This is a genomic window from Ruegeria sp. BG11 (assembly GCF_056538565.1).
This window is the reverse complement of the sequence record NZ_JBQFTH010000001.1, coordinates 583,829-601,462: the sequence shown is the minus strand read 5'-3', so window position 1 is coordinate 601,462 and position 17,634 is coordinate 583,829. Positions and strand designations below refer to the sequence as shown.

General features: G+C 60.1%; 20 protein-coding genes and 1 pseudogene. 13 read left to right on the top strand and 8 right to left on the bottom strand.

Translation table 11 applies throughout. The features are described from left to right. Window positions 1-15: 15 nt before the first annotated feature. The gene (locus ACR0JF_RS02975; RefSeq protein ID WP_170660164.1) at window positions 16-1,272 is read right to left on the bottom strand and encodes a DEAD/DEAH box helicase; all 1,257 of its coding nucleotides are present in this window, start codon (window positions 1,270-1,272) and stop codon (window positions 16-18) included. Between the two features lie 319 nt (window positions 1,273-1,591). Further along, a complete protein-coding gene (locus tag ACR0JF_RS02970; protein ID WP_170660163.1) occupies window positions 1,592-3,097 on the bottom strand; it encodes a peroxidase family protein in 1,506 nt (501 codons plus the stop codon). A gap of 414 nt (window positions 3,098-3,511) precedes the next feature. On the opposite strand from ACR0JF_RS02970, the gene ACR0JF_RS02965 reads away from it, so the two are divergent. Next, window positions 3,512-3,856, top strand: a complete 345-nt coding sequence (locus tag ACR0JF_RS02965) for a hypothetical protein (protein ID WP_170660162.1) — start codon at window positions 3,512-3,514, stop codon at window positions 3,854-3,856. Next, entirely contained in the window at window positions 3,834-5,135 is a 1,302-nt protein-coding gene (locus ACR0JF_RS02960; RefSeq protein ID WP_480668884.1) for a DNA-packaging protein, read from the top strand. Before ACR0JF_RS02965 ends, ACR0JF_RS02960 begins: the two co-directional genes overlap by 23 nt. A 72-nt stretch (window positions 5,136-5,207) precedes the next feature. Here the strand turns inward: ACR0JF_RS02960 and ACR0JF_RS02955 are convergent, their stop codons facing one another. Together ACR0JF_RS02955 and ACR0JF_RS02950 are read right to left on the bottom strand one after the other, a co-directional pair. After that, on the bottom strand, window positions 5,208-5,462 hold the full coding sequence (locus ACR0JF_RS02955; RefSeq protein WP_170553092.1) for a hypothetical protein: 255 nt from the start codon (window positions 5,460-5,462) through the stop codon (window positions 5,208-5,210). 260 nt (window positions 5,463-5,722) lie between these two features. Further along, the gene (locus tag ACR0JF_RS02950) at window positions 5,723-6,571 is read right to left on the bottom strand and encodes an SDR family NAD(P)-dependent oxidoreductase (RefSeq protein ID WP_170660161.1); all 849 of its coding nucleotides are present in this window, start codon (window positions 6,569-6,571) and stop codon (window positions 5,723-5,725) included. 239 nt (window positions 6,572-6,810) lie between these two features. On the opposite strand from ACR0JF_RS02950, the gene ACR0JF_RS02945 reads away from it, so the two are divergent. From ACR0JF_RS02945 to cysE, 11 genes and pseudogenes are all read left to right on the top strand, one after another. Continuing rightward, complete coding sequence (locus ACR0JF_RS02945; RefSeq protein ID WP_170660160.1) at window positions 6,811-7,971, top strand: phage portal protein; 1,161 nt, start codon at window positions 6,811-6,813, stop codon at window positions 7,969-7,971. After that, a complete protein-coding gene (locus ACR0JF_RS02940) occupies window positions 7,964-8,182 on the top strand; it encodes a GTA head formation protein, RCAP_rcc01685 family (protein WP_170660159.1) in 219 nt (72 codons plus the stop codon). Before ACR0JF_RS02945 ends, ACR0JF_RS02940 begins: the two co-directional genes overlap by 8 nt. Window positions 8,183-8,208: 26 nt before the next feature. Then, entirely contained in the window at window positions 8,209-8,754 is a 546-nt protein-coding gene (locus tag ACR0JF_RS02935; RefSeq protein ID WP_480668883.1) for an HK97 family phage prohead protease, read from the top strand. 35 nt (window positions 8,755-8,789) lie between these two features. Then, a complete protein-coding gene (locus ACR0JF_RS02930; RefSeq protein WP_170660158.1) occupies window positions 8,790-9,968 on the top strand; it encodes a phage major capsid protein in 1,179 nt (392 codons plus the stop codon). A gap of 171 nt (window positions 9,969-10,139) precedes the next feature. Next, window positions 10,140-10,739, top strand: coding sequence for a head-tail connector protein (locus ACR0JF_RS02925; RefSeq protein WP_170660157.1), 600 nt, complete (start codon window positions 10,140-10,142; stop codon window positions 10,737-10,739). After that, window positions 10,736-11,074: a phage head closure protein gene (locus tag ACR0JF_RS02920; protein ID WP_170458826.1), complete on the top strand. Its 339-nt coding sequence runs from the start codon at window positions 10,736-10,738 to the stop codon at window positions 11,072-11,074. The genes ACR0JF_RS02925 and ACR0JF_RS02920 overlap by 4 nt, the downstream gene beginning before the upstream one ends. After that, window positions 11,071-11,445 carry a DUF3168 domain-containing protein gene (locus ACR0JF_RS02915; protein WP_170660156.1) on the top strand — a complete coding sequence of 125 codons (375 nt, stop codon included), beginning with the start codon at window positions 11,071-11,073 and terminating at the stop codon, window positions 11,443-11,445. Before ACR0JF_RS02920 ends, ACR0JF_RS02915 begins: the two co-directional genes overlap by 4 nt. A 59-nt stretch (window positions 11,446-11,504) precedes the next feature. After that, window positions 11,505-11,738, top strand: a pseudogene (locus ACR0JF_RS02910) (phage major tail protein, TP901-1 family); the annotation flags it as partial. Next, window positions 11,623-13,062 (top strand): phage tail protein, encoded by a 1,440-nt coding sequence (locus ACR0JF_RS02905; RefSeq protein ID WP_170660155.1) that lies wholly within the window; start codon window positions 11,623-11,625, stop codon window positions 13,060-13,062. The pseudogene ACR0JF_RS02910 and the gene ACR0JF_RS02905, both read left to right, overlap by 116 nt. Before the next feature lie 5 nt (window positions 13,063-13,067). Further along, entirely contained in the window at window positions 13,068-13,364 is a 297-nt protein-coding gene (locus ACR0JF_RS02900) for a DUF7742 family protein (RefSeq protein ID WP_170660154.1), read from the top strand. A 131-nt stretch (window positions 13,365-13,495) separates the two neighbouring features. Continuing rightward, entirely contained in the window at window positions 13,496-14,305 is an 810-nt protein-coding gene (gene cysE, locus ACR0JF_RS02895) for a serine O-acetyltransferase (RefSeq protein ID WP_170374012.1), read from the top strand. Window positions 14,306-14,308: 3 nt separating this feature from the next. Here the strand turns inward: cysE and ACR0JF_RS02890 are convergent, their stop codons facing one another. From ACR0JF_RS02890 to ACR0JF_RS02875, 4 genes are all read right to left on the bottom strand, one after another. Then, entirely contained in the window at window positions 14,309-14,548 is a 240-nt protein-coding gene (locus ACR0JF_RS02890; protein ID WP_170666536.1) for a hypothetical protein, read from the bottom strand. Between the two features lie 149 nt (window positions 14,549-14,697). Then, the gene (locus ACR0JF_RS02885) at window positions 14,698-16,002 is read right to left on the bottom strand and encodes a pyruvate dehydrogenase complex dihydrolipoamide acetyltransferase (RefSeq protein ID WP_170660152.1); all 1,305 of its coding nucleotides are present in this window, start codon (window positions 16,000-16,002) and stop codon (window positions 14,698-14,700) included. A gap of 1 nt (window position 16,003) precedes the next feature. Next, complete coding sequence (locus ACR0JF_RS02880) at window positions 16,004-16,264, bottom strand: hypothetical protein (RefSeq protein ID WP_170374009.1); 261 nt, start codon at window positions 16,262-16,264, stop codon at window positions 16,004-16,006. Further along, window positions 16,264-17,634, bottom strand: a complete 1,371-nt coding sequence (locus ACR0JF_RS02875) for a pyruvate dehydrogenase complex E1 component subunit beta (protein WP_170660151.1) — start codon at window positions 17,632-17,634, stop codon at window positions 16,264-16,266. The genes ACR0JF_RS02880 and ACR0JF_RS02875 overlap by 1 nt, the downstream gene beginning before the upstream one ends.

The following is a 17,634-nucleotide window of genomic DNA, read 5'->3' as shown; positions in this document are numbered from 1 at the left end:
CGCTGTTTTTTTAGGTCAGGCTGCGGGTTTGCGACGGGGGCGTCGGCGCTTGTTGTGCGCGGGTTTCGAGCTTCCATTTGCTGGTCTCGGCTTGAAGCGCCGGTTGTTCTGGCGACGCCCGCCGCGTTCAGCTTCAACAGGTTCTGGCTGTGTGCCGCTGGCGACCGGGATGTCGATCTTCATCAGTCTTTGGATTTGACGCAGCAGATCGACCTCTTCCGCCGAGCAGAACGCAATCGCCTCGCCTTCGCGACCGGCCCGGGCCGTACGGCCAATGCGGTGGACATAATTGTCGGGCACCTCGGGCAGGTCGTAGTTGATCACATAGGCCACACCGGGAATGTCGATCCCGCGCGCGGCGACATCGGTTGCGACCAGCACGTTGATCTCTCCGGCGCGGAAGGCCTTGATGGCGCGGTCACGCTGTCCCTGGCTTTTGTTGCCGTGGATCGAGGCTGCGTTGTAGCCATCGGCAACCAGCCCCTTCATCAGCTTCTCGGCCCCGTGCTTGGTGCGCGAGAAGACAAGGGTCAGGGCGTCGGTGTCCTGCGACAGGATCTCACGCAGTTTGCCAGGTTTCTCGGGTTTGGTGACGAAGTGAACCGATTGCGTGATCTTGTCCGCCGCTTTACCTGGAGGCGAGACTTGCACCCGCTGCGGATTGGTGAGGTAAGCCCGGCTGATCTCTTCCATCTGCTTTGGCATCGTGGCCGAGAATAGCATGGTCTGACGCGGTGTGCCCAAGGCGGGCGCGATTTTGCGCAGCGCGTGAATGAAGCCCAGATCCAGCATCTGATCGGCTTCGTCCAAAACAAGGTGGCGAACCGACCCTAGGTCGACGGCCTTCCGCTCCATCAGGTCGATCAGACGCCCCGGTGTGGCCACCAGAATATCTGTGCCACGACCCAGAAAGGCGATCTGTTTGTTGATGGACTGACCACCAACAACAGTTGCCACGCGCAGTTTGGTCTTGCCGGTCAGAACCCGCAGGCTGTCGGCAATCTGATTCACAAGCTCGCGCGTGGGTGCAAGGATCAATGCCTTGGCCGTTTTGGGTGCAGGTTTGCCGGGTTGGTTCAGCAGGTGATCAATCAACGGCAGGCCAAAGGCCAGCGTTTTTCCGGTACCGGTCTGCGCCAACCCCAGAATGTCATGCCCATTCAGAGCCAGCGGGATCGCTTGGTTCTGGATCGGAGTGGGCTGCGAGAAATTCGCACTTTTCAGTGCATCGTTGAGCGCTGGTGCAAGGCCCAGCATATCGAAGTCGAACAATATTTATCCTTTGCCGCCCGCAACATTCGCCAACGGGCAAGTCGTGATTGGCCGCATTCGCGACCGGTAGGGTCAAGCGGGACCTCGGGACAGGCAGGCGGATCCTGCTCTATCTGGTCGTCGCGTTAAGAACCCTGCGTGATGGGGAACTGGAGAAATCTGTGGCGCTGTGGGGCATATGGTGCCCGCCGAGGCTCACGCGTAAGCGCTGGTCAGAGGCACATGATGCGTGGCGACTGAATTGTCAAGGCTTGTGAGTGATGGTTCCTTGGTCGTGCGAAAGCCCTGATCCCGCTTATTGGATCAGGGCAGCGCAGGTTTATGTGCGAAGGTCCTCGGCATGTGCGATGCTATCGCGATTGGCTTCGACGAATTTCAGCATATGCCCCATCGAATACGTTCCATCGTCATCGGCGCCAAGTTCTTTCCATGGCTTAAAGTCGTGGGTCGAGCAGACCAAACTTTCCGGGTCAAGATACAGAAGCCGTAGCAGCACCGTTGCCACGATCGTGCCGCCTACCGGCCCAAGTCGACCGCCATGACCCTCAGCCTCTTGCAGACAGTAGTACCACAGCGGTGTCTTGGTGACGCCGTGGTCTGACAGCTCAGGCGGAGCGGCAAGTTCGGGCACATGCATCTTGCGCGCCATTTGCTGACCTGAGGCCAGCTCCAACGTGAGGCGGTCGCGCAGCAGGTTGCGCAAGGGAAGTTTGCGGTTCTGATCTTCGGTCATTGTGGCGCCGCCGATATCGGCCGTGCCGCTGATGAAGGGGAGCGCGAAAATGGATTGCGCCATTTTGCGCCCAATGGGGCGCGCACGCGCGTCTGCAGTTTGACCGGGATAGTCGAACAATTTCTCAAAGTGAATATTCAGGTCTGACGGTCGGAAGGAGAACTCGGGCCGTCCTAGCTTGAACAGGTCGAAATCCAGATTGTCATGATTGAGCTGATATTTGGACTGCACTGTGGCGTGCCCGAAGCGGTAAGCAGCGCCGGAGAATTCTATCGGCATAACCGGAGAGTCATCTTTGAAAGGATTCGGAAGTGTCCCACCTTCGAGATGTTCGCGCACATGTTTTAGAATGTGGGCGTCTACGAATGCCTGAAGCAAATCATGGGCCACGAGATACTGATAGTGCAGCCGACAGATTCGGCGCGCAACCTGGAAAGGCTCCTCGCTCTTCTTGAATGTATGCATGGCTGCCGCTGAAATGCCGGACAAGGCTTTGCGCGCCATGCCACTGTCTGCCTCCAAGGCTGTCATAACGATGTTGTGTAGGCAGATAAATGCGCCCTGCAATTGCGATACGATCTGGTTCTCGTCGTTACGAGGGTCGCCAATAAGGGCTGTACCTTGCTTGGTTCGGGCAAGATCGAGATGATTGTCAGCGTTTCCAAAAAGAAGGAAGCCGTGATGGTCCGGGTGATAGAGGTGCGGCGATGCTTCGGGGCCATCGCCGTAGACGCAATCGAGGTCCAGTGTCGGGGTGCGGATATTACGAATGGTAGCTGGATCAATAACTGTCCCAATGGCCGAGGTCGCGTCCAGCGTTACATCGTGGTCGACGAATTGACCGAAGAAGGTCATACCGGCGGCGACGTCATGCCCCTGTGGGTCATTGGCATCTTTCATAGAGTCGACCGCTGCATCAAATGCGGCGAGGACATCAGCGGTATCAAAGGGCTCACCGCCTGGGGCGATGCCTGAGAGAGGGTTGCGATGCCCAATTCGTCCAAACGTATCCGGCAGCGGCGGGCGTGGGGTATCTGCGCATTCTTTTACCAGCGTTTCATATCGGCTGAGCCCATGGGGTTGGCGTGACATAACTACTCCAAAAAATAAACAACTTCGTTCTAGGTTGAATCATGCTCACAAAATGATGAGCATAATGGCCAAAATAGCACAAATGAGGATCAACTTCCTTCTTTTTCTCAAAACAGGAAACGAAATCGGGAAATAAGTCTGTGTTTAATCTGCATATGCGAGCTGTATTGGTGGGGTTTTTCTGTCGATAGGGTGGTTCGCGCAGGAGGGCGCTCGCAAAAGGTTGTGAAAAATTTAATTTGAAGAACGGCTTAGGTGTTGCAGTCCGTTGCTGCCTAACTTGACACTACGCACTTAGTCTCGTATAGGTTGTGTCATGCTAGAAGAAGTGGGCAACGGTCCCGGGGCAACCCGGTGGCCGTTTTTTCGTTTCTCTCGTGCGGAGAAAACTCACGCATGAGGTCACAGGCAAACATGATTTTGATTACCCCGGAAGAGCGGATTTCCCAGACGGCTGACTTGTTGCAGTCGCTCGAGAGGCCCATTCGCGATCTGCGCCATGCGGCGGAAGAACTGCGCCAGCAGATCGGAGCCGGGGAGGATGCAGACCTTGCCGGAACAGGCAAGCAACTCGGCCAGCTAGAGGGGCTGATCCGCAGTTGCCAGAAAGTGGAGACAAGCTTTGTCGAACAACATCACAGACAAGCCGGAATTGCCCAAGGGGGATACGCACTCGACCTTGACCGGGCTCGGTTTGAGGTCGGGTGCAGGCTGGCTCGCCTCCGCACCTGTTGCGGTGCAGGACAGATTTCTGAGTGAGATCGGGGAGGGGGGGCTATGTGCCCTCCCTTTCCTTTTCGAGTTCTGGGCGCTACCGCATCAATTGCCACCCGAAGGCGACTGGCGGTCTTGGGTGATTATAGGCGGGCGCGGGGCGGGCAAGACGCGCGCGGGGTCTGAATGGGTGCGGTCGATGGTCGAAGGGCCCAAGCCTTTGGACAAGGGCGCCGCGTCTCGTGTGGCTTTGGTGGGTGAGACCTTCGATCAGGTGCGTGATGTGATGATTTTTGGCGATAGCGGTATTTTGCAATGTTCGCCGTCCGATCGACGGCCCTTGTGGAAAGCCTCGGAACGCAAGCTGATCTGGCCCAACGGGGCCGAGGCGCAGGCGTTTTCAGCGCATGATCCCGAGGGGTTGCGCGGCCCTCAGTTCGATGCGGCCTGGGTGGATGAGTTGGCCAAATTGAAGAAGGCCGGTGAGACCTGGGATATGCTGCAATTTGCTTTGCGTTTGGGGGATCAGCCTCGGGTTTGCGTGACGACCACGCCGCGCAATGTGAAGGTTCTGAAAGAGTTGCTGGCGTCTCCTTCCACCGTTCAAACCCACGCGCCAACCGAGGCGAACCGGGCCAATCTGGCTGCGTCCTTTCTCGAGGAGGTGCGCGCACGCTACGCAGGCACACGGCTGGGGCGGCAGGAGTTGGATGGGGTGCTGCTGTCGGATGCCGAGGGGGCGTTGTGGACGGGCTCGATGTTGGAGGCGGTGCGTTGCGCGCATTTGCCCGAACTGGACCGGGTGGTCGTAGCGCTGGACCCGGCGGTAACGGCGGGATCGGATGCGGATGCCTGTGGGATCGTGGTCGCGGGCGCACAACTACAAGGCCCGCCGGAGGAGTGGCGCGCCTATGTGCTGGCCGACCGGACGGTGCAGGGCGTCGGCCCGGCGGGCTGGGCGCAGGCGGCGATTGACGCGATGGATGAATTTGGGGCCGAGCGGTTGGTGGCCGAGGTCAATCAGGGCGGGCAACTGGTGGAAGAGGTCGTGCGGCAGGTGGACCCTTTGGTCCCGTTCCGCGCTGTGCGAGCCTCTCGCGGTAAGGTCGCGCGGGCCGAGCCTGTGGCGGCGTTGTACGAGCAGGGGCGGGTGGGCCACGTGATTGGCCTGGACGCGTTGGAAGAGCAGATGTGCCAGATGACTGCGCGCGGGTTCGATGGGCAAGGCTCACCCGACCGCGCCGACGCGCTGGTCTGGGCTCTGCATGATTTGATTGTAGGGCCTGCAGGATTGTATCGGCGGCCAAGGGTGCGGAGTTTGTGAACTCTAAGAAGTTTGCTTGCCATCAATCACATTTTGCATAGCGGACTGATCCCTTGTTGGAAGCACTCAGGTTCAGGACATCGGCTTCCCTTGGCTCCAACTATCCTCATATTCACCGAGCAATCGGGACAACGCCAACAGCGAAGAAAACAGCCTTGCATAGACATCCGGTGACATCATTGTTTTGTAGTCATCAAGCACCTGCACAAGATTGACTACACTTGACGCAAACGCCTCGTAGACGTGTTTGTCAGCAGCGGTAGGTTCATTTGTCCAGATATCGTGCGCATCGTAGTAGATGGGCGGGACAGGGTCTTTTTCATTCATCGTGTGCCCTCATGCATTCGAAGCGCACGTGGGGGGCATATGAGACGCAAACAACATCTCTGGCATGAATTCAAAAGACTTTGGCTGCGACTGAAAAGGAATTTGGTTCAAAGTTCAACGAGCGGCCAATTCTTAAAGTTGGCCATGTCGGACTCAGGCAAGGTTCGCCCGACCACGTCGACGCGCCGGACAGGGCCCTGCACGAGTTGATGGTGGGGCCCGCGGGGGCGTATCGGCGGCTTCGGGCGTGGTGCCTTTATTTATTGCTCACCAGTTTTCTCGAATTTAGCAAATGCTTCTGCGTAATCGGGGTGCCAGCGAGAGAGTGGGGGGCGGTTTTCGGTAATGTCTTGAATAGCCCATTGTGCTCGACGTCGGTCGCGTGTCTCGTCGACATCGTTGTCCGGGCAAAGGATATAAAAATCACCATTGGCCATTCGATTGAACAAGTAATCAACCGTTTGTTCGCTAGTCCACGCCGCGGGCGGTTTTTCCGGGAGGAAAGACGCAATCATACCAGTGTATGTAAAACCTGGCACAAACAAGTGAACAGAAATTGGCGCTCCGGCTTCTCGCAACTCATGAGCCAATTGTTCGCTGAGCACTTTGACTGCGGCCTTGGTGACATTATAGCCGGGGTTGCCCGGCGGTGTTGTAATACCCTGTTTCGAGCCGGTATTTATGACTAAAGCAGGGCGGTTCGCTTCGACCATGCGAGGCATAAAGACCTGCACGCCTCGCAGAACGCCAAAAAAATTCACCTGCAAAAGCCGCTGCCAGTTTTCCATTTCGGACCAAGCGGTTGTCGGCAGGCTTGTCCCCGCGTTGTTCATCAAAGCAGCAATTGGACCTATCTCAAATGCGCGATCGGCAAGTCTGTTTACCTCTTCATTTGATGTCACATCAGTCGGTATGCCTTCAATAGGTGCGTCAGCGGACGCCAATTGGCGTGCTTCTTGAACTGTTGCGTCAAGTTGTGCTCCGGGTAGATCTGCCAGAACGACGCCCAAACCCGCGTGCGCAAACCGTAGTGCCGCAGCGCGCCCGACCCCACTTGCTGCCCCGGTAACAACCGCAACGCCACCACGTTTCACTGCCTCGTTGAACATTTTGCGTTCCTTCCCGATCCATAAACCTGCGCAAATTTGAAATGGTCATCCAAAAATAACAAAGGTTGCCTCAATAGAGTATCAGGCTCATCACCAATTCTGTCTACTACTCAGACCACAGATGATCTTGGGTGCTTGTGTTGCTCACTCTCCGCGCGCGCCATTCCCGAGGTTTAAACGTCTTTCCGACATAACTCCTTTCAACAAGCCGGGCAGAGCAGCGGCAGAAAGGAGCACTGATGGTATTCGATTTCTTGCGTCGTGGATCGGCTGGCGAGGCACCCGAGGCGAAGGCGAGCGCAGCAGGCCCCGTCGTGGCTTTGCAGACGGGTGGGCGCGTGGCGTGGAGCCCTCGGGACGCAGTGTCGCTGACGCGGACAGGGTTTTCGGGGAACCCGGTGGGGTTTCGCTCGGTCAAGTTGATTGCCGAGGCGGCGGCGGCTTTGCCGTTGGTTTTGCAGGATCAGGCGCAGCGGTTTGATACCCATCCGATTCTGTCGCTGATGCGCCGTCCGAATGCGGCGCAGGGGCGGGCGGAGTTGATGGAAGCCTTGTTTGGGCAGTTGCTGTTGTCGGGCAATGCATATGTCGAGGCGGTTCAGGCGGATGAAAGCCTGCCGGTTGAGCTGCATGTCTTGCGCTCGGACCGGATGAGCGTGGTGCCGGGGGCCGATGGCTGGCCCAAGGCGTATGATTACGCGGTGGGCGGCAAGAAGCACCGGTTTGCGGCGGAAAATATCTGCCATATCAAGTCGTTCCACCCGCAGGATGATCACTATGGGTTTTCGCCGATGCAGGCGGCGGCGATGGCGATTGATGTGCATAACAGCGCGTCTCGCTGGTCGAAATCGCTGCTGGATAATGCGGCGCGGCCTTCGGGGGCGCTGGTGTGGAAAGGCGATGGCCATGGGGTGATGGCCGAGGATCAGTTCCGTCGTCTGTCGGACGAGATCGAGCTGAACTATCGCGGGGCGCGCAATGCCGGCCGGCCGATGGTTCTGGAAGGGGGACTGGATTGGAAGCCGATGGGGTTCTCTCCGTCCGATATGGAGTTTCAAAAGACCAAGGAAGCCGCCGCCCGCGAGATCGCGCTGGCCTTTGGAGTCCCGCCGATGCTGCTGGGGATCCAGGGCGACGCGACCTATTCGAACTATCAGGAGGCCAACCGGGCGTTCTATCGCCTGACCGTGCTGCCCCTGGTGACGCGGGTGGCGGCGGCGGTGTCGGAATGGCTGGCGGGCTTTACCGGTGAGGATCTGGTGCTGAAACCCGATCTGGATCAGGTACCCGCGCTGTCTGCGGAACGCGATGCGCAATGGGCGCGGGTGAGCGGGGCTGAGTTCCTGACGGATGCCGAGAAACGCGCGTTGCTGGGGCTGCCGGAGCGTGGCGATGGGTGACGGGTATCCTCCGTTCGACTGCGCGCCGGGTTTGCGTCTGGCCGCACATGAGCGGGTGGCCGAGATCCAGCATGCGCACTTGTGCAGGCGTCTGGATCAGATCGAAGAGATGATGGAGCGGCTGGAGAAGCGGTTGTGGCTGACGGTCTATGGCGTGGCGGCGGTGATCCTCGCGCAAGCGTTTCAGTCCATCATGGTGGTAACGCCATGAGTTCAGTAAGTTACATGGAGAAGTTCATGGATTTAGAACATAAATTCGCACGGTTCGGAGACGGGTTGTCGGTGACCGAGGATGCGGTGATCGAAGGTTACGCTAGCCTGTTTGGGCAGGTCGATCAGGGCAGCGATGTGGTGCAGCGCGGGGCGTATCGCGGCTCGCTTGAGGGGCTCAAGGCCGCTGGCCAGCGGGTCAAGATGCTGTGGCAGCATGATCCGGCGCAGCCCGTCGGAGTCTGGGACGAGGTGCGCGAGGACGACACCGGCCTGTGGGTCAAAGGGCGTCTGCTGGAGAGCACACAGAAGGGCCGGGAAGCGGCGGAGCTGATCCGGGCGGGCGCGATGGATGGCCTGTCGATCGGCTATCGCACCAAACGGGCCGTGAAGAATGACAAGGGCCAGCGGGTCCTGACGGAACTGGAGCTGTGGGAGGTGTCGTTGGTGACGTTCCCGATGCTGCCCAGTGCGCGGGTGGCGGCGAAAGGTGTTGAGCCTGACGCTGAAAACACCTGGCGCAGTATTGCCGAGGTGTTCAACGACGCCCGGCAGGAGCTGGCGCGAACCTAGCGCGCCTCAATACCCACCCAAAAAAGGACATGCTGATGAGCAAGACCGAGAGCCCGGCCTTGACCGGAGCGGGTGCGCCCCTGGTTCAGGAGGTGAAGCAGGCGATGGCTGGCTTCGTGAATGAATTCAAGGGCCTCAAGGCCGAAGTTAAAACCAAACTGCAACAGACAGAAGAGCGACTGACCATGCTGGATCGTAAATCAACCATCGCGGCGCGTCCGCACCTTGCGGCATCGATCGAAGACGGAGCCCCGCATCAGAAGGCGTTTGATGCCTATGTGCGTTCGGGCGAGGATGACGGGCTGCGCGGGCTTGAGATGGAATCGAAATCTCTGTCGACGGCGGTGAACAGTGATGGCGGCTATCTGGTTGATCCGCAGACCGCAGAGACGATCAAATCGGTCCTGAATTCGACCGCGTCGATCCGGTCGATTGCCTCGGTGGTGAATGTTGAAGCGAATTCGTTCGATGTGCTGATCGACCACACCGATGTGGGCGCGGGCTGGGCGGATGAGAATTCGGCCGCTGCGGAAACCGGAACCCCGGCGATTGACCGCATCTCGATCCCGCTGCACGAGCTGAGCGCGTTGCCCAAAGCCTCGCAGCGTTTGCTGGATGACAGCGCGTTCGATGTCGAGAGCTGGCTGGCTGGTCGTATTGCCGACAAGTTCGCCCGCGCCGAGGCCGCGGCGTTCATCAATGGCGATGGTGTCGACAAGCCGAAGGGTATTCTGACCCATGGCACCATGGCGGATGACAGCTGGGCTTGGGGTCGTCTGGGCTATGTGCCCACCGGCATTGATGGTGGCGTCGATGCGGATGCGATTGTCGATGTGGTTTATGCGCTGGGTGCGCAGTACCGGGTCAACGGTACTTTCGTGATGAACTCGAAGACCGCTGGTCTGATCCGCAAACTGAAGGACAGCGATGGCCGCTTCCTGTGGTCCGATGGTCTGGCCGCCGGTGAGCCTGCGCGTCTGATGGGCTATCCGGTGCTGATCGCCGAGGATATGCCGGATGCGGCGACCGACAGCTTCTCGATTGCCTTTGGCGATTTCCAGGCAGGCTACACCATTGCCGAGCGTCCCGATCTACGCGTGTTGCGCGATCCGTTCAGCGCCAAGCCGCATGTTCTGTTCTACGCGACCAAGCGCGTTGGCGGCGACGTAAGCGACTTTGCTGCGATCAAGCTGGTGAAATTCGGCACCGCCTAAAGCGGGCTGAATCCGGGGGGCCTTAGGGCCCTTCGGGCGGCGGGCGCGGGCCGGGGTGAGATCCCCCGCGTTGTCTAGCTGCTCCCCTCCGTCCGAGCAACGTGGGGCGGCGCGTGCCCGTCATTTTCAAGGATACGGCCCCGGAGGGGTCCGAGATTGCGGAGTGAATGGATGATGTTGATCGAAGAAACCGCCATCGCGGATGCGGCGCTGCCGGTGGATCAGTTCAAGGCGCATCTGCGGCTGGGCACGGGCTTTGCCGAGGATGATGTGCAGGACGAGGTGCTGAAGGGTTTTCTGCGCGCGGCGATTGCAGCGATTGAGGCGCGCACCGGCAAGGTGCTGATCGCGCGGGGGTTTTCGTGGTCGCTGAACGGCTGGCGCGATCCGGAAAGCGAAACTCTGCCGGTGGCCCCGGTGGTTTCCGTTGGCGCTGTGACACTGACAGATGCGCTGGGCGCTGAAACCGTGGCGGACAGCGCGACGTACCGGTTGGAGAGGGATGCGCAGCGCCCTCGGGTGCGGGCGGTGGAATCTTGTTTGCCGAGAATCCAGACCGGCGGATCGGTAAAGATCGCCTTCACGGCGGGTATGGCCGCAGATTGGGGTGGATTGCCTGCCGATCTGGGACAGGCGGTGCTGCTGTTGGCGGCGCATTACTACGAATATCGCGACGAAACAGCCTTAGGTGCAGGGTGCATGCCCTTCGGTGTGACCAGCCTGATCCAACGGTATCGCACGGTGCGCTTCGGCGCTGGGGTGATGCAATGAACGCGCCTCGATTGAACCGCAAGCTGGAGCTTGAAGCACCGGTTCGCACCGCTGACGGTGCTGGGGGCTATACCGAAACCTGGGCCGCTTTGGGCTCGCTCTGGGCCGAGGTGACGGCGCGTAGCGGGGCGGAGCGAGCGGTCGGTGGGGCTTCGGTCTCGCGCGTTGGCTACCGGATCGTTGTGCGGGGCGCGCCTGAAGGGTCGAGCATGCGGCCCGCTCCAGACCAGCGGTTCCGCGAAGGTGCCCGCCGGTTCGTGATCCGCGCAGTCGCCGAGCGGGATCCGCGCGGTCAGTACCTGACCTGTTTTGCAGATGAAGAGGTGGCCGCATGAGTTATGGCGTTTCAGCCGCATTGCAGGCGGCGGTGTTTCAACAGCTGTCAGGCGATGCGCAGGTCAGCACGTTGTCGGGCGGGGCGATCTATGACGCGGTACCTGCGGGGACCATGCCGCAAACCTACGTGACTTTGGGCCCGGAAGAGGTGCGAGAGGCCTCGGACCGCGCAAACGCAGGTGCTGTGCATCGCTTCACGGTCTCGGTGGTGTCCGAGGCGGCAGGCTTTGGCGCTGCCAAGACGCTGGCCGGCGCGGTTTGTGACGCACTGGAAGGTGCGGCGCTCAGTTTGGACCGGGGTCATCTGGTGGGGCTGTGGTTCGAACGGGCCAGCGCCCGACGCACGGGAACTGGCGGCGCGATCCGCTAGATCGACCTGAGATTCCGCGCCCGCGTGGAAGACGACTAAGCAATCAACGGAGAGAGCATATGGCTGCCCAGAACGGAAAAGACCTGTTGGTCAAAGTAGATATGAACGGCACGGGCCTGTTCGAAACCATCGCCGGCCTGCGCGCCACGCGGATCAGTTTCAACGCAGAAAGCGTCGATGTCACCAGCCTGGAAAGTCAAGGCGGATGGCGCGAGCTGCTTTCGGGGGCGGGGGTCAAATCGGCCTCGATCTCTGGCTCGGGTGTGTTCAAGGATGAAGGCACAGATGACCGGACGTGTCCGCCTGCGCTTTGTTCAATCGGATGCCGATCACGATCTGATCGCGGAAGAGGCCGTGCTGCCCGACGCGCAGGCCCATGCGGTTGCGGTCAATGAGATGCCCCTGTCCATGACCCGTGCCGAGGGTCGCCAGACCGCCGAGCGCTGGCTCAGCGAGGCACGCGTGTCTCGCGATACCGACCGGTTTGCCTTGCCCCCGTCTATGTTGCATCTGGGGGCTGGAGACGTGATCCGCCTGTCTGAACAGGAGGGCAGTGCGCTCTATCGTATCGACCGGTTGGAAAAAGCGGATCTGCAATTGGCCGAGGCGGTGCGAATCGAGCGTGGCGTCTACACGGCCAACGGGTTGCAGGACGATCCGGTCGCGATCCGGCCCTTCGTCGCGCCTGTCCCCGTCGTGGCGGTGTTCATGGACGTGCCGCTGTTGACGGGGACAGAGGCTCCGCACGCGCCGTATCTCGCTGTTTCGACCGATCCTTGGCCCGGTAGCGTCGCCGTTCATGCCTCGGCCAGGGATGAGGACTATGCGCTGCGCGATGTCATTTCGGACCAGGCGGTGATGGGCTTTACGGAAACGCCGCTGCATCGCGCCTCAGCCGGGATCTGGGATGAGGGCGCGCCTCTGCGGGTTAAGCTGATTGACGGCATTCTGGAATCCCGTCCGCGCACATCCTTGCTGAACGGGGCCAATCTGGCGGCCATCGGCGACGGAACACCGGGCAATTGGGAGGTGTTCCAGTTCTCTGACTCCGCCCTGCAAGAACCGGGCATCTACGTTCTGTCCGGTCGTCTGCGCGGCCAGTTGGGAACGGACGCCCTGATGCCAGACATTTGGCCCGAAAGGTCAACTTTTGTCCTGCTGGATGAACGCGTTGCGCAAACCAGCCTGTTACCGAGCGAACGGCGTGTGGCCCGGCATTTTCGGATCGGTCCGGCCTCGCGCGGGTATGACGACCCATCCTACGAGTATCTGGTCGAGGCTTTCGACGGGAACGGCCTACGCCCGTATGCGCCGGTGCATGTGTCTGTGCAGGCCGCGTCGAATGAGTATACGTTCAGTTGGATCAGGCGCACGCGGATCGAAGGGGATGACTGGGCGGGTCTGGATGTGCCGCTAGGCGAGGAAAGCGAGTCCTACCTCATCCGTGTCCGGGCCAACGGTGCCTTAGTCCGCGAAGAGATCGTGGGCGAACCGCGCTGGGCCTATACCGCAGCCATGAAGTCCGCCGATGGTTTGACAGGTGGGTATGCGGTCGAGATCGCGCAAATCTCGGCCATATACGGCGCCGGTCCGGCGGCGCGCATTCAGGTCGCGTAGGACTTATGCGCCCCGTCCTCCACGGAGACGTCAGCGCTGCGGCGCGTGCCTTGTTGGCCGTGCCGCAGCGCAGCTGCCGAAAACTCTGTATCAAGATGGTGGCAGAGGCCGAACTGGCCGACCGCCATGTCCAGCGCACTGGGCGGATGCATCCCGTCTATGGCAATGGATCCCTGATGACAGCCGCCCGCACGCGGGTGCTGGCGGATGAACCGGGCTTTGACGATCCGACCTATTGCCAGTGCTTTGCGATGGTTTTGCGCCAGTTGATACGGCATCAGTCCCGGCGAGCTTTGGGCTGACTGCCTTGACTGCCAAGAGGCGCAATCCCCCTCTCGGAACACATTCATTTTGGTTAAGTTACAGATCACGGGTTTGCGTTTGGCGTTTTTGCCACTAAATGGCATGCTAGGCGCAGCAAAGGATCAAAGCCATGTTTGAAAAGCGCAGCCACGTGACCCCCGTCGACCCGGTCTGGAACCGGATCACGACCGAGGCCCATACCGCCGTTGAGCAAGAGCCGCTGATGGGCGGGCTGGTGCATGCCTGTATTCTGCATCACCGCAGCCTTGAGCGGGCATTGTCGTACCGAGTGGCGGCCAAGCTGTGTTCGAACGAGATGTCGATGATGGTCCTGCGTGAGATCGTGGACGAGGCTTATGCTGACGACCCAAGCTTGATTGAGGCTGCCCGCGCGGACCTGATGGCCGTCTATGAGCGTGACCCAGCCTGCCACCGCCTTCTGCAGCCGATCCTTTATTTTAAAGGCTATCAGGCGATGCAGGCCTATCGCGTGGCCCACTGGTTGTGGCGCAAAGGACGGCATGATCTGGCCTATTTCTTCCAGATGCGCTCGTCTGAGATTTTCGGCATCGACATTCACCCCGCCGCCAGGATTGGCAAAGGGATCATGATCGACCACGCCCATTCCATCGTGATTGGTGAGACTGCCGTGGTTGGTGACAATGTCTCGATGCTGCATTCTGTGACGTTGGGCGGAACCGGCAAGGAAGAAGAGCAGCGCCACCCAAAGATCGGTGATGGAGTTCTGATCGGTGCCGGGGCCAAGGTACTCGGTAACATTGAGGTCGGCCATTGCAGCCGGATCGCCGCCGGATCGGTGGTGCTACAAGAGGTTCCCGCCTGCAAGACAGTTGCCGGCATCCCGGCCAAAATCGTGGGGGAGGCGGGGTGCGATCAGCCCTCGATCTCGATGGACCACATGCTGGGCAAGGACCAGTAAACCTCAGTTTGAGCGGTTGTTCTTTCTGTTCAACCGCTCCTGCCGTCTTTGCTCCCTGCGTTCCTTACGCTCTTCGATGCGTTGCTGGCGCTCAGCCTTTTGCTGGGCGATCACAGCTGGATCACTGGATTTGAACCTGGAGTTTTCGCCCGGATAGCTGTTGGGTTTTGCGAATGCCATGTCCGCCGCAGTTGCGGACGCGGCAACGACAAGCAATATCTTGGTCAAATCAAAAAAGCGCATGGACCACCTTTGGCTTTCAAAACCGTCTGTTTTTTAAGGTGGGAGAGTGCGGTTGCTGCGGCAACCTTTGGGGCGATCACACTTGCTCACATCGTGGCCGTGATCGTGAGAGCACCCGCCGAGGTCGGACCCCGGCGGGTAGAGTTTTTTCAGGCCAGCATGACCATCGGATTTTCTAGGTTTTCGACGATGGCTTGCAGCAACTGTGCCCCAAGCGCGCCGTCGATGACCCGGTGATCCACCGACATCGTGACGGACATCACGGTAGCGACCGTCAGCTCTCCGTCTTCGCCTACAACCGGTTTCTTCAGGCCGGTGCCGACCGCAAGAATACCTGCATGCGGTGGGTTCACGATGGCGTCGAAATTGTCGATGCCGAACATGCCGAGGTTCGAGACCGCGAATGTGCCGCCCTGGTATTCATGCGGGGCCAGCTTGCGTTCGCGGGCGCGACCGGCAAGGTCCTTCATCTCGGTCGAAAGAGCAGAAAGAGACTTGGTGTCGGCATCCTGCAGGACTGGAGTGAACAGACCGCCTTCGATCGCAACCGCAACGGCCACATCAGACGGTTTCAACTGCAGCACGCGGTCGCCCGCCCAGACTGCGTTGCATTCGGGCACCTGCTGTAGCGCGTTGGCGACGGCTTTGATGATGAAGTCGTTGACGCTGAGCTTCACGCCACGACCTTCTAGCTGCTTGTTCAACTGGCTGCGGAACTTGAGAAGCGCGTCCAGTTTGATATCGCGGCGCAGGTAGAAATGTGGGATGGTCTGCTTGGCCTCGGACAGGCGTGCGGCGATGGTCTTGCGCATGCCGTCGAGCTTGATTTCCTCGTAGTCGCGACCATCGTACATCTTGGCCACAGCATCTGCCGATGGGCCAGCCGGTGCCGCCGTTGCGGGCGCGGCTGCTGCTGCAGGGGCCGGAGCGGCTGCAGCTGGCGTCGCAGTTACGCTTTCGACATCCGCTTTGACGATGCGGCCATGCGGGCCCGAGCCAGTGATCTGTGCCAGATCAAGGCCCTTTTGCGCTGCGATGCGACGGGCCAGCGGTGAGGCGAAAATACGACCGCCATCGGCCTTGGCCGGTGCTGCCGGGGCAGGGGCGCGCGCCTCGGACGCCGCTGGCGCGGCGACCTCGTTGCCCGCGGCAGCTGCAGGCGCAGCCGCTGGGGCCGGGGCCGGTGCAGCGCCGATGTCATCGACGCTTTCGCCATCTTCCAGCAGGACTGCGATGGCAGTGTTTACCTTGACCCCTTCGGAGCCTTCCGGGATCAGGATCTTGCCGATGGTGCCTTCGTCAACGGCCTCGAACTCCATCGTGGCTTTGTCGGTTTCGATCTCGGCCAGCAGGTCGCCGGAGGAGACGGTGTCGCCCTCTTTGACCAGCCATTTGGCAAGGGTGCCTTCCTCCATAGTCGGAGACAGGGCGGGCATTAGGATTTCGGTGGGCATTTCAGCGCTCCTCAATCAGAGTAATTTGGTCAAAGGGCGCCTTGGGGCGCCCGGTGCCGCGTGCGAGCGTCGCAATCGCAGCCTCGATTTTTTCTTTGTTCTCCGCCATCCAGACATAGGCGGTCTGGTGAGAGGGGCGCGCGCCTATCAACCGCATATCCGCCGCCAATCGTTCGGGCACAAGCGCCCGTACGATGCGGTTGTCGATGTCAATCTCGACACGGTAGCATTCGGTTGCTGGATCGCGGCCCCTGATCTCCATTACCGGTAGGTCACCTGTTTGACGGCAGCGATCACCTCATCCGTGGTGATCAGGGCCAGCTTTTCGAGGTTCGCGGCATAGGGCATCGGAACATCCTTGCCTGTGCAGTTGATGACCGGCGCATCGAGATAGTCGAACGCTTCTTGCATCACGACCGAGCTGATGTAGCTGCCGACCGATCCTTGCGGCCAGCCTTCTTCGACGGTGACCAGACGGTTGGTCTTCATCACCGAGTTGATGATCGCGCCTGTGTCCATCGGACGGATGGTGCGCAGGTCGATGACCTCGGCGCTGATGCCCTCTTCGGCCAGTTTGTCGGCGGCTTCGAGGGCATATTGCATACCGATGCCGAAGCTGACGATGGTCACATCCGAGCCTTCGCGCCAAATGCGAGCCTTGCCCAGAGGAATGGCTAGATCATCCACTTGCGGCACGTCGAAAGTGCGTCCGTAGAGGATTTCGTTTTCCAAGAAGATCACTGGGTTCGGATCGCGGATTGCTGATTTCAGCAGGCCTTTGGCATCAGCGGCCGAGTACGGCATCACGACTTTCAGGCCGGGGATCTGCATGTACCATGCGGCGTAATCCTGAGAGTGCTGCGCGGCCACGCGGGCGGCGGCACCGTTGGGGCCACGGAACACGATGGGGCAGCCCATCTGACCGCCGGACATGTAGAGCGTCTTGGCGGCGGAGTTGATGATCTGGTCAATCGCCTGCATGGCAAAATTGAAGGTCATGAACTCGACGATGGGTTTCAGGCCACCAAAGGCCGAACCCACGGCGATACCGGCAAAGCCATGTTCGGTGATCGGGGTGTCGATCACACGTTTGGGGCCGAACTCGTCCAGCAGGCCTTGGCTGATTTTATAAGCGCCCTGATATTCGGCGACTTCTTCGCCCATCAGGTAAACGTCTTCGTCGCCGCGCATCTCTTCGGCCATCGCGTCGCGAAGCGCTTCGCGGACGGTTTCGGATTTCATTTCCGCATCTGCGGGCCAGTCGGGTGACAGGTCCACGACCGGTGCGGCAGGGGCAGCGGCAGGAGCGGGGGCCTCAACCGCCGCAGGGGCGGCCTCGGTCACCGCTGCGGCTGCAGGGACAGCCGCGGGCAGGGCGGAGGCGTCTTCGCCTTCTTCCACAAGGATCGCGATGGGGGTGTTGACCTTGACCCCTTCGGTGCCCTCGCTGATCAGGATTTTGCCGACGATACCTTCGTCAACGGCCTCAAACTCCATCGTGGCCTTGTCGGTTTCGATCTCGGCCATGATGTCGCCGGAAGATACGGTGTCGCCTTCCTTGACCAGCCATTTGGCCAGCGTTCCCTCTTCCATTGTGGGCGAAAGGGCGGGCATGAGAATTTCGGTTGCCAT